The 12,933-nt window shown below is 38.3% G+C and carries 11 protein-coding genes; 8 read left to right on the plus strand and 3 right to left on the minus strand.

Annotated features, from left to right (window positions below):
- Positions 1-33 precede the first annotated feature (33 nt).
- From rpoD to AC1M9F_RS05715, 7 genes are all read left to right on the plus strand, one after another.
- On the plus strand, positions 34-1,971 hold the full coding sequence (rpoD, locus tag AC1M9F_RS05685; protein WP_481597269.1) for an RNA polymerase sigma factor RpoD: 1,938 nt from the start codon (positions 34-36) through the stop codon (positions 1,969-1,971).
- Between the two features lie 127 nt (positions 1,972-2,098).
- The gene (locus AC1M9F_RS05690; protein WP_481597326.1) at positions 2,099-2,386 is read left to right on the plus strand and encodes a YbeD family protein; all 288 of its coding nucleotides are present in this window, start codon (positions 2,099-2,101) and stop codon (positions 2,384-2,386) included.
- 129 nt (positions 2,387-2,515) lie between these two features.
- Positions 2,516-3,172 carry a lipoyl(octanoyl) transferase LipB gene (gene lipB, locus AC1M9F_RS05695; RefSeq protein WP_481597270.1) on the plus strand — a complete coding sequence of 219 codons (657 nt, stop codon included), beginning with the start codon at positions 2,516-2,518 and terminating at the stop codon, positions 3,170-3,172.
- 77 nt (positions 3,173-3,249) lie between these two features.
- Positions 3,250-3,783 carry a hypothetical protein gene (locus AC1M9F_RS05700; RefSeq protein ID WP_035267888.1) on the plus strand — a complete coding sequence of 178 codons (534 nt, stop codon included), beginning with the start codon at positions 3,250-3,252 and terminating at the stop codon, positions 3,781-3,783.
- A gap of 2 nt (positions 3,784-3,785) precedes the next feature.
- Entirely contained in the window at positions 3,786-4,970 is a 1,185-nt protein-coding gene (locus AC1M9F_RS05705; RefSeq protein WP_180027957.1) for an iron-containing alcohol dehydrogenase, read from the plus strand.
- A gap of 267 nt (positions 4,971-5,237) precedes the next feature.
- Entirely contained in the window at positions 5,238-6,632 is a 1,395-nt protein-coding gene (locus AC1M9F_RS05710; protein WP_481597271.1) for an APC family permease, read from the plus strand.
- Between the two features lie 305 nt (positions 6,633-6,937).
- Positions 6,938-8,479: an outer membrane protein transport protein gene (locus AC1M9F_RS05715; RefSeq protein ID WP_481591776.1), complete on the plus strand. Its 1,542-nt coding sequence runs from the start codon at positions 6,938-6,940 to the stop codon at positions 8,477-8,479.
- A 35-nt stretch (positions 8,480-8,514) separates the two neighbouring features.
- Here the strand turns inward: AC1M9F_RS05715 and AC1M9F_RS05720 are convergent, their stop codons facing one another.
- Positions 8,515-8,967, minus strand: a complete 453-nt coding sequence (locus tag AC1M9F_RS05720; RefSeq protein WP_481597272.1) for a hypothetical protein — start codon at positions 8,965-8,967, stop codon at positions 8,515-8,517.
- A gap of 167 nt (positions 8,968-9,134) precedes the next feature.
- Between AC1M9F_RS05720 and AC1M9F_RS05725 the strand changes: the two genes are divergently transcribed.
- Positions 9,135-10,214 carry a hypothetical protein gene (locus tag AC1M9F_RS05725; RefSeq protein ID WP_481597273.1) on the plus strand — a complete coding sequence of 360 codons (1,080 nt, stop codon included), beginning with the start codon at positions 9,135-9,137 and terminating at the stop codon, positions 10,212-10,214.
- 61 nt (positions 10,215-10,275) lie between these two features.
- Here the strand turns inward: AC1M9F_RS05725 and AC1M9F_RS05730 are convergent, their stop codons facing one another.
- Entirely contained in the window at positions 10,276-11,250 is a 975-nt protein-coding gene (locus tag AC1M9F_RS05730) for an isopenicillin N synthase family dioxygenase (protein ID WP_035267882.1), read from the minus strand.
- A 108-nt stretch (positions 11,251-11,358) separates the two neighbouring features.
- Positions 11,359-12,693, minus strand: a complete 1,335-nt coding sequence (locus AC1M9F_RS05735; protein WP_481597327.1) for a solute carrier family 23 protein — start codon at positions 12,691-12,693, stop codon at positions 11,359-11,361.
- Positions 12,694-12,933 lie beyond the last annotated feature (240 nt).

Here is a 12,933-nt window from a genome sequence, read left to right on the forward strand (position 1 = left end):
CTGAGTTAATACGATACTAAAGATAAGTTAATTGTGCTAGAATGCACGGTTTTTCCCCGCCACAGATTCAACGAGAAGAGAGCAAAGATGAGCGATATGCATTCCCCTACTTCACAAGTAGCGGCTCTGATTAGCCGAGGCAAAGAACAAGGTTACTTAACCTACGCTGAGGTTAACGATCATCTCCCAGACTCGATCACTGAAAGCGAACAGATTGAAGATATCATTCAGATGCTTCAAGACGTCGGTATTCCTGTACACGAACGTGCGCCAGAATCTGACGATGCAATGTTTGATGGTAGTAGCGCAGAAACGACTGACGAAGTTGCTGAAGAAGAAGCAGCTGCAGTTTTAGCATCTGTAGAAAATGAGCCTGGTCGTACAACTGACCCTGTTCGTATGTATATGCGAGAAATGGGAACAGTTGAACTGTTGACTCGTGAAGGCGAAATTCAGATTGCAAAACGTATCGAAGAAGGTATTCGTGACGTTTTAAACTCAATTGCTTATTGGCCAAATGCGGTTGAAGTTGTATTACAAGAATATAAAGATTACGAAACTGGCGAGCGTCGTTTAGCCGATATCCTTTCAGGCTATTTAGATCCAGAGTCTGATGAAGAAATTCCAGAAGTTTTAGAAGAAGTTGATGCTGATCTTGAAGAAGAAACAGAGACTAAACCAACTAAAGATGTAAAACTTGATGACGATGATGAAGAAGAATCTGAAAGTGATGATGATTCTGAGGGTGATTCAGGTCCAGACCCTGAAATCGCAAAAGTGCGTTTTGCAGAGTTAGAAGCTGCGTGGAATGCGACTAAAGATGCGATCGCAAAACATGGTCGTAACAGTAAAGAAGGTAAAGCAGCTCTTGAGTCGCTCGCAACCGTCTTTATGATGTTTAAGTTCACACCACGTTTGTTTGACATCATTTCTGAAATGATTCGTGGCACGCATGAACAAATTCGTACAGCAGAACGTGAAGTAATGCGCTACGCAGTTCGTCGTGGTCGTATGGATCGTACTCAATTCCGTACAACGTTCCCTGGTCAAGAATCAAACCCATCTTGGTTAGATGAGCAAATTGCTAAAGCCACTGCTGACCAAAAACCATACTTAGAGAAAGTACGCCCTGACGTTCTTGCTTTCCAACAAAAAATCGCTGATATCGAAAAAGATCTAGACCTTACTGTACTTGAAATTAAAGATATTTCTAAACGTATGGCGATTGGTGAAGCAAAAGCACGTCGTGCTAAAAAAGAAATGGTTGAGGCGAACTTACGTTTGGTCATCTCCATCGCGAAAAAATATACCAACCGTGGTTTACAGTTCCTCGATCTGATTCAGGAAGGTAACATTGGCTTGATGAAAGCCGTAGATAAGTTTGAATACCGTCGTGGTTATAAGTTCTCGACTTATGCAACTTGGTGGATTCGTCAGGCGATTACACGTTCAATTGCTGACCAAGCACGTACGATTCGTATCCCTGTACATATGATTGAAACCATTAACAAGATCAACCGCGTATCTCGTCAATTGCTTCAAGAAATGGGACGTGAACCTACGCCTGAAGAGTTAGGTGAACGCCTTGAAATGGATGAAGTCAAAGTTCGTAAAGTGCTTAAGATCGCTAAAGAACCAATTTCGATGGAGACACCGATCGGTGATGATGAAGACTCACATCTTGGTGACTTCATTGAAGATGGTAACATCACTTCACCAGTTGATGCTGCAACTTCAGAAGGCTTGAAAGAAGCAACACGTGAGGTACTTGAAAACCTCACTGAACGTGAAGCTAAAGTCTTGAAGATGCGTTTTGGTATTGATATGCCGACGGACCACACCTTGGAAGAAGTTGGTAAACAGTTTGATGTAACACGCGAACGTATTCGACAGATCGAAGCAAAAGCGTTACGTAAATTACGTCATCCATCGCGTTCTGAACATTTACGCTCGTTCCTTGAGAATGACTAATCTATCCATAGGATAATACAGGCTTGAATATGGGGGACACTCCCCCATAATATAAAGCATGTAGCAAATAATTCTAAATACCTGCGCCTAGCAGGTATTTTTACTAATGAGGTGTCCTATGACTGACATGATCAATCGCACTCCATCACGCGAACTACAAGAACATCTTTGGGTGTTTCCGATGGATTATCCAATTAAATTGATTGGTCTTGCAGGTGAGGATTTACGCAAAGCCGTGAATGACATTTTTGTTAAACATTTCCCTGATTTTGATGGGAATGCAATGACAGTGACACCATCGCGTACAGGCAAGTATCATTCAATTACTGCGCAACTTCGTTTTGAAGAGCTTGAGCAAGTACATCAAGTATATGCAGACTTGGCTGCTTGCCCTTTAATTAAAACTGCACTTTAATAAAAAAACACGCTTCATGCGTGTTTTTTTATGTTTGTTAATTATTCATCAAGTATGTGCCTAGGTCACACTTAATTCAACAATATTGTCTATAATAAAACTCATTTTTGAATGTGAGCCTTAACCTCCGTGGATGTCAAAACCAAACCTCAAGTGATTATTCGTCACTATACCCAAACCACTTCTTATGAAGATCGCTTCCAAGAAATGAAGCTGATGACAGAACAGCGTGACGAACAAACAGCAGATGAATTTTGGATTTTGCAGCACAATTCTGTGCTTACCCAAGGACAAGCTGGCAAACCAGAACATATATTAGTACCTAGCCATATCCCAGTTGTTCAAACTGATCGTGGTGGACAAGTCACTTGGCATGGTCCAGGACAATTAGTTGCATATTTTATGTTTGATTTAAATCGATTAGGCTGGAATGTCCGTACTTTAGTCAGCTATGCAGAAAATGTCATGATCGATTTATTAAAAAAATACGGTATCGAAGCTTATGCTAAACCAGATGCACCTGGTGTTTATGTTGATGGTAGAAAAATTGGATCTCTGGGCTTTAAAATCCGAAAAGGTCGCAGTTATCACGGACTCTCACTTAATATAGATTGTGACCTGGAAGGCTTCCAAACTATTAATCCATGTGGTTATGCAGGTCTTGAAATGGTCAGAATCTCTGATTTGATAAATCCCTACCCAAGTTTTGATATGTTAGTTCAAGACCTCATTGCCTATCTAAAAAAAAGTGACCTGTTCAGTCAAATTATCGTGAATGATCATTAAAACTCCTTTACTTTGTCATTAGATAATTTTAGAGTATTTACTCTAAATTATAAAACTATGTGATAAGGGACAAGTGAGTGATTTCTATTAACTCTGTAAAGCCCGCGCTAGAACAAGCTTATGTCAAACTCATGCTTGACGTGATTGGCAGAGGCTTAGCGATGGCAAGTCAAGTCGATGAAGAAATAAAACAGGAAATTGCTAAATTTCCTGTCGGCTTCACGATTTCAATGGACGTTTTCAACAGTGATGCAGCATTTATTGCACAAGTGAATCCACAACATCAACTTGTCTTAATCGACCATGCATCAAAAAAACCAGATTTAACGATTACCTTTAAACATATGCATCATGCTTTTTTGGTATTTTCTTTCCAAGAAAGTACTGCACAAGCATTTGCAAATGACCGTATGATTGCTGATGGCGATTTAGGTCATGCAATACGTTTAGTGCGTTGTCTGAATAAAATGGAAGCCCTTATTCTTCCAAAATTAGTCGCTGAACTTGCAGTCAAAGAATATCCAGTCAATCTGTCATTAAAAGAAAAATTGACAGGTGCAGCAAATATTTATCTCAAAGTTGCTCAGTCATATATTAAAGGGAGTGCTTAAGCATGGCTAAACCATATTACGAATTTTTCTGTCCAGTTAAAGTGATTGCTGGTAATGCTGCGCTTGAACACATTCCATTTGAGCTAGATTCAATGGGTTCAAAAAAACCACTCATCATCACAGACAAAGGCGTACGTGCCAATGGTCTACTTGAACCAGTGGAAGCTGCTTTTGCAGCGACAGAAGTAAGAATTGGCTCAATTTTTGATGAAGTTCCGCCGGACTCAAGTTTAGAAACAGTAAAAGCCGTGACTGAGATGTATCGTAACAATCAATGCGATGCAATTATTGCAATTGGTGGTGGTTCAGTCATCGATACAGCAAAAGCTGCCAATATTCTCGTCTCCGAAGGAGGCGATGATCTGCTGAAATATTCAGGAGCTCACAACCTACCTCGCCCATTAAAGCCTTTTTTTGTTATCCCAACAACCTCAGGTACAGGCTCTGAAGTCACGATGGTTGCTGTGGTTTCAGATACAGCGAATAATCAAAAAATGGCATTTGCTTCAAAATATTTAATGCCTAGTGCTGCAATTTTAGATCCACGTATGACTTTAACATTACCTCCACACCTGACAGCAATGACAGGAATGGATGCAATGACACATGCAGTTGAGGCCTATACGTGTTTGGCAGCGAATCCTATCAGTGATGCTTACGCTACTGCTGCAATTAAAAAAATTAGTGAAAACTTGTTTAGAGTTTTGGAAAATCCAAAAGATGCTGATGCCCGTTTAGAACTTGCTCAAGCATCAACCATGGCTGGAATTGCATTCTCAAATGCAATGGTCGGTATTGTTCACTCCCTTGGACACGCTCTAGGTGCAGTTGCTCACTTACCACATGGTTTGTGCATGAACTTATTCCTCCCTTATGTGCTCGATTACAACAAGGATGTGAATGGCGATAAGATTGCTGACCTGTTACTACCGCTTGCAGGTACTGATATCTATGCACAGACACCAGCAAATCAACGTGCAGATAAAGCTATTGCGATTATCAACACAATGCGTGATCGCATTTATGATTTAACTAAACTGCCACGTACATTACGTGAGACAGGCAAAGTTACGCAATCTCAATTAGATGAAGTTGCCGAAAAAGCGTTAAATGACGGATCTATCATTTTCAACCCTAAAGAAGCGACATTAAAAGATTTGAAATCTATCTTAGAAAAAGCTTGGTAATTTTCTCAAAATAAGTAAAGATACGCTTAAAACTAGCCTGATGTTTTTTTAGACATCAGGCTTTTCATTTGTTAGTTGTTTTAACTCATGAGTTCAATACCTTTGGCATAAATCCTGCTAAAAAAACTCGCACAAACTACTGACAAACTGCATCAATTTGGTTTAGATTGGCGCACTTTTGAAAAAACATTAGGGGGGATCGTTCGTCTCAAACGATCCTTAATTGATTTGACTGATCCTTGATCAACGATTAAGAGGATAAAGCCGTTGACTAATATAACTGGGACTCAATCGGCAGCTAAACTGCAAAAAACGCTAGGACTCTGGCACATCATTATTATCGGTTTAGCTTATATTCAGCCAATGACGTTGTTTGATACTTTCGGTTTGGTATCAGAAGAAAGTAATTTCCACGTTCCTACATCATATATTTTTGCACTTGTTGCAATCCTACTGACTTCATTGAGTTATGGTCATATGATCCGTAGATATCCATCTTCAGGTTCAGCGTATACCTATGCTCAAAAATCTATCCACCCTAACGTTGGTTTTATGGTTGGCTGGTCATCATGGTTAGATTACCTGCTCTCCCCCATGGTCAACATCATCCTTGCGGTGATTTATCTTGAGGCTTTATTCCCTGATGTCAATCATTGGGTCTGGGTCATTGTGTTAACAGCATTTATGACAGGTATTAACCTTCGTGGTGCGCGATTTGTTGCAAATTTCAACAGCTTAATTGTATTCGTACAATTAATTGTGATCGCTGTATTTACATGGATGGTCTATACCAAGCTCCAAATGGGATATAACGCGGATGGTCCAATCTCTGCTGAACAACGCTACCAACTTTGGAGTTTAGAACCATTTTGGAATGAGTTAACTTCAGTGGGTGCCTTAATCACAGGTGCGACATTACTCTGCTTCTCATTCACAGGATTTGACTCACTCAGTTCTCTGGCTGAAGAAACTAAAGATACTGAGAAAACGCTACCAAAAGCGATTTTCTTAACTGCGTTAATTGCAGGGATTATCTTTATCGTCAGCACTTATTTCATGCAGATCTATTTCCCTAATAATCCGGGATCATACTTCCAGAATATTGCAGAAACTCAACCTGAAATTTTGTTGTTGGTTGGTGGATCTTTGTTCCAGTCTTATGTACTTGCATTTGCCATCATTACTGTTATGGCATCAGGTATTTCTGCACATGCAGGTGTATCACGCCTTATGTATGTTATGGGACGCGATGGTGTCATCAATAAGAAAATTTTTGGTCACATCAGCCCTAAAAACTTCACTCCATCATATAACATCATGATTGTAGGTGCAGTCGCATTAACCGCTGGTTTTATGGATTTAGACTTTGTCATTTCATTAATTAGCTTCGGTGCGTTAACAGCATTTAGCTTTGTGAACTTATCTGTTATCTCACGCTATGCGTTACGCGATGGTCGTACTAAAACAGCGAAAGAAATTATTAATTTCGTTATCGTACCATTACACGGCTTTATTGCAGTATTTGCATTGTGGTTAGAGGTCGATCAAGCATCGCTTAAATATGGTTTGATTTGGGCGATTGGTGGTATTTTGTATTTAGGTTATAAAACCAAAGGCTTTAAATACCCTGCTCCACAACATGATGAGTTTAATGATCGTTAAAAATTGATTTTTTAGAAAGGCGCTTAGGCGCCTTTTTTTATCATGGAAATTGACCAAAATGATCAAACATCAATCAAAATTTCTTATTTAAAAATAAACTCTACATCATAATATGCAGCTTTATTTCAAAATAATGAGACAAATAACACATTTAAACGCAAATACATGAAATTAAATAAAAAATGATTGGCAAAAAATTACATATTTGTCAGGATACTCATTGACCAAAAATTACACGATGTGTATAAAGAGCAAAATATTTGAGTAAAAGCTCTAATAATATTCATTACACAGGGAATGTAATAATGCGTTTGAATACACTTACTGGGGCGATTTTGGTCGCAATGTTTCCAACCGCGGGCGCTTATGCTGCAGCTATGGATCGTTCAGGCCAATCGATGAATGGCTTTTTACAGCCAGGAAACTATGTAGATTTTAGTTACTCAATTTTGGATGCTGATCTTTCTGGGAATATGAGGACAGGTACATCAGGTCCAGGAGGGCCTGCTGGTGATTATACAGATATTCATGATGGCGAAGCTGGTTGGAATATGCCAACTGCTGATCAAGGAAATATTGGCACAGAATTAAGTGGTTCAAAATTAAGTGATATTGCAGATACCTTTGGGTTTGCCAATATTAATTTTAAATATCAGGTAACAGATAAAGTCTCAATGGGTATTATTTTCGATCAACCCTTTGGAGCCAAAGCGTCATATAAAACTATAGATAAAAGACATGATCCAGTTCAACCAAATGTTATACAAATTCCAACAGGTGGACAATATAAAGAAGCCACAGAATATGGTTCCTTTCACAGTGAGAAATATGGTGGTACTCAAGCTGAAGTCAATACTAATAGCTTGTCTTTAGTTTTCGGCTTTCAACCGAATGAAAATATAAATCTCTATGCAGGCCCTGTCTATCAGACAGTGGAAGCTGATGTATTATTACGTGGTACAGCATATAGTCTTTTAGGAGGCTATTTATGTAATAACCAACCCGTAACCGATCCTTTACCAATATCGCAACCTAAAGCTTGTACCACATTCAATGAGAAAGGAAATTCTTCTCAACAATATGCTGGATATCAAGCGTCTATTTCTGAAGAGGGGGCATTTGGTTGGCTTGCTGGTGCAGCTTACCAAATTCCAGAAATTGCTCTAAGAGCCTCTCTAACCTACAGATCCAAAATTAATTATAAAGTTCAAGCTGAAGAGTCAATGCCTCAAGTTAGACAAGATTCCTTTGGCTCTGTAGGAGGGGCAATTTCTGATAAGGATAAAATTCCACTTCTTAGTATAGACTCAAATTTTTATACTGAAGGCAAAACTTCTGCCTCAACCCCACAATCAGTTAATCTTGATTTCCAAACAGGTATCATGGCCGATACTTTGGCGTATATTAATTTGCGTTGGGTGGATTGGTCTGAGTTTAAGATCCGCCCTCACAAATTTGGTCAACTCGTATCTGAAATTACAAAGAGTCAAGGGAAAGGAACACGTGGATTCGATCTTGTCGCATATGAAAAAGATCAAATTTCCGCGACCTTTGGTATTGCTCGTAAATTAAATGACAAACTCGCATTAACCATTATCGGTGGTTGGGATTCTGGTGCAGGTGAATATGTTTCTACCCTAGGTCCATCTGAAGGTTTTTGGAGTGCAGGTTTAGGTGGTCAATATAGCTTTAACAAAAATACCTTCGTTCAAGCGGGTGCACGATATTTTTGGTTAGGCGATGCAAAATCACAATCAGCGAGTTGGTTTGGAACAACACGTTATGATGCTGACTTTAAAGACAATACAGCTATTGGATATAGCTTTAAAATTGGTTACCGTTTCTAGAATTAATAAAGCACGGATTTTATATCCGTGCTTTTTTAAATTAAACGACAGCTAAAACCTAATTTAGTATCAATTTGATTATCTTTGAATCCTAAATACTCAATAAACCTATTTCGATCATCCACAATTTTCTGTTCATCTATAGACATACGATGGTGATTTTTTTGCGCTAAAGAATATGTTTCATCTACAGAAGCTTGATATATATAACATAATTCAAGCTGTTTCTTACTTTTTAACACCAAATTTTTTCCTGTCCGCTCGAAATCATTTCGTTTTAACGCCGCACTCCAATTTTCCAAATTTTTGAACATTTTTGCTTTCATCTGAGCTAATGCTTGATCGATTTCCTGTTGAGTCAATGGATTAATATTATTTAAATCCGCTTGTTCTTTATTTTCATTTTGTGCCATCACTTTAGAGGTCGTCATTCCTGCACAGATGATTACTATAATTCCATAGCTGTATTTTTTAATGTTTTTAATCATACATCCCCGTATCTAATTTATTTCGATAAATTTATGTTCGTATTAGACAACTGATATTTTAAAAAAGCCATTTTAATAATGTAATAGATTGAAATATTAAGGGATTAAGGCATTTTTTTTGCATTATCAATTCACTGATTTAATTATATATTTTTGGTATTGAATTTATGAAAAAAATGTTTCCATTAGGCTGTGCTGGACTAGGCATACAAACCTCATCATTTGAACATCCAGTATCTCTTGAAGAACCATCAATAATGGAAAAATTCGATCTACTTGCAGAATCGAGCGTGTGGGATTTTATCGATCACATTCCGACTCATCGTGAAATGATTGATGATTACATTAAAGGGAGTCAAAAATACAATATTCCAGTTTATTCAGGTTACGGATGCTATATTTGGGGAGAACATGAAAAAATATTCAAAGAAAATATCGAGCTATCATGTGCCGTAGGCGCCAAATACCACAACATTATGCTTGCAGCAAAAGACAGTAAATTCAACTATCTTAATGATCAACAAGTTGCTGATGCCTATTTATATTTTTATGAGTATGCTCAAAGTAAGGGTATAACCATTACCTTTGAAAATCACGTAGATAATTGGTCTGAAGATTATCGCCGGGTAGAGAAAGTTGCAGCTTTAGTCAATCATCAAGGTATTCCATTTAAAATGGCGATGGACTATAGCCACTGTATTTTCAAAATCGAAAATCCAATCGAATCTTATATCTCTTTTCAACATGACCAAGAAGCGATTAGAAAGCTTGATCCTTTCAACTGCGATAGTTTTGCAGATGATTGGTTAAATCAAAATTTGGTACATTGGGGGCAAATACGTCCTGCGGTTCCAAACGGGCCATTAAATACATGGTCCCAAGAATACAGCCCATGGGAAGGTCACGGTCTTAATCGCCCTGGAAGAGGCATTCAATACCCATTTAGGCAGCCACCAAAAAATGCGTGTCCCCATGATGAATGGCATGCATATAAATTAAGCTGCACCCAAGAGGTCATTCGCAAGATGATTGACCATTATTTGGATCATGAGGATACAAATATTGAAATCATGACTGTGGATAATATTAATTTATGGTCCTATGGTTTGGGTTGGAAATATAATATGTTTGCAGATAGCTGCGACATAGCGCGCTATATTAGACAAATATATGCGGAAAGAGCATCAATTCATTATGCTAAAAAAGGGCTAAGTTCTGAGGACTTTATCAATCAATATCGCTCATAAATCATTAGAATAATTAAAAAAAAAGCATTATATAGATAATGCTTTTTTTGTATCGCGAGATTTAAGCTACTGCATTCTCTTCCGCTTTTTTATATGAACGATTATACATTTCTTCTAAATGCTCCCCTACTGTACATGGTGCATATAAAGGTAATTCACCTTCTTTCAATGTTCCTGGAACTGGCTCAATCACAGCGTGATAGTCTGGTTCATAAAAAAATGGAATTGAGTAACGATAAGCACCATTTGAAAAACTATTTTTTACTCGATGTGGATTGGAGTGATATAGACCATTGGTCCATTTTGGAATCATATCACCTAGATTAACTACAAATGTTCCTTCAATTGGTGGTGCTGCAACCCACTCTCCGTCAGGCATGCACACTTCTAATCCGCCTATTTGATCTTGTGCCAAAATGGTGACTGACCCCCAATCTGTATGCGCGCCAACGCCATATGTTTCATCATCATCTCTAGGTGTAGGTGGATAACGCAACATACGTAAGGTTCCCATAGGATCTTTACTAGAAGCATCAAAATAGTTCGATGGCAGATTTAACGTTAATGCCAAAAGTTGCATCAGAAAATTTGCCAGTTTATACATTTCATCGATGTACTCCTGACAAATCAATTCACATTGAGGTAATTCTTCAGGCCACTGATTTGGACCATAGTTTTGATATTTAGCGATTGCAAAAGGATGATCTTGAGGATAATTACGACCACAATAAAACCCTTCTTTATAATCTGGCTTGCCGTAAGGGTCTAATTGCTGACCATTTAGTTTATCAAATCCACGGAATCCAAAAAAATTACGTACATCATATTTTTGCTTAACGTCTTCTGGAAGCGCCAATAATTCTTTTGCTAATGCAAACTGTCGCGTCATCATTTCTAAAGGAACTGTATGATTCTTCACATAGAAAAAACCTGAATGCATCGCAGCTTTTCTCAGTTCAGCAACTGCACGTTTAGTCGCCTCACTTTCTGGTTTGTTTATATCTACGCCTGCTAAATCAATTACTGGTATTCCCATTTTTATCCCCTTGTATCAGGTATACATCTTTTACGTTTTCATTATCTTGCTGAAACTTTCGACAATTTAGGATTGACTAAAATTTGTCTTAAAAGCTAAGTCTCAAACTTAAGTTTTTTCTGGTACAACCTCTGCTACTATTTGATTCTGCTTTTGCTTAGCTCGATTAAAAATCAGATTTAGAATAATTCCAGCAAATGTCGCCGTTGTAATGCCGCCGAGATCAAGTCCACCAACCATAATCGAATAGTTCCCTGCGCCCATAATCACAGTCACTGATGCCACAATAATGTTGCCGTTTTGAGTAAAATCGACTTTATTTTCGATCCAGATTTTCGCACCAGCGATTACAATTAAGCCGAAAACAATCATTGAAGTCCCTGTCAAAATTGCGACAGGTAATGTGCTAATGAGTGCTCCAAATTTTGGTGATAATCCCAGAATAATGGCGACAATACCCGCAATTACAAAAACCACTGTAGAGTAAATACGCGTTGCCGCCATGACCCCAATATTCTCTGCATATGTAGTTAATCCAGTTCCTCCTACAGCACCAGACATAGAGGTACATACCCCATCTGCCAAAAATGCTCTCCCCATATAAGGCGTAATATTTTTGCCTGTCATTTCACTTACAACTTTGAAATGCGCAAGATTTTCAGCAATAAGAATAAATGCGATAGGTAGAATCAGCAGAATTGCATTCATTTGAAATTCAGGTTGATATAAAGTTGGTAAACCAAACCATGCCGCATTTGAAACCGAGCTAAAATCGATTGGTTTACCCATTCCCATCATGTTAGCTAAAACAAAATATACAAGATACGAAACTATCAAACCCACCAATAGCAATAATCGTCTCAACATTCCACTTGTAAATACTGCGACACCACCAATACACATTGCGGTCAACAAAGCCATCCATGTATCAAACTCATTACCTGATACGGCTTTAATCGCCCCAGGTGCTAAATTTAATCCAACAATCATAATGATTGCACCAGCAACAACTGGTGGTAAAAGATTCTCCATCCATTGAGAACCCGTTTTCATTACAAGCAAACCCATCAAGGCATAGAAAATACCACATACCACTATTGCACCTAAGGCAATCCCAATATTTGGATTTAACCCTGAACCGGTATAGCCTGTTACAGCAATCACAGCACCAATAAAAGCAAAACTACCCCCAAGATAGCTTGGCACTCTCCCACCTGTGATAAGGAAAAATAATATCGTACCAATACCAGATAACAGGATCGTTAGACTAGGATCAAACCCCATGAGCAGCGGTGCCAACACTGTTGCACCAAACATGGCAAATGTATGTTGAAGTCCAAGTACAATACTTTGTCCTGCAGGCAAGTACTCGTTCATGGCAACGGGAGTTTTTTCAATATCTCCTTGAAAAGGAGTAAATTTGGAAAACCAATTCTCTTTCATCACATACCACCCCATTGGTAATGTGAGCCAATGTCGAACATCTTTAGACATTGGCTGTACAATGATAAATTCATTTCGTTTAAGTACAAATCACAGTCCGTCTATCAAATTTATCGGAACCATATATTCACTTTAACTAAGCAACAAATATACCAATTGGTCGAATTTCTAATATCTCGTTTGGATGACAGCTAGTTTAAGATCAACAAAAATAAAACCTAACACTCTGTTTTATATAAA

This window comes from Acinetobacter sp. ANC_7504, from assembly GCF_056779995.1.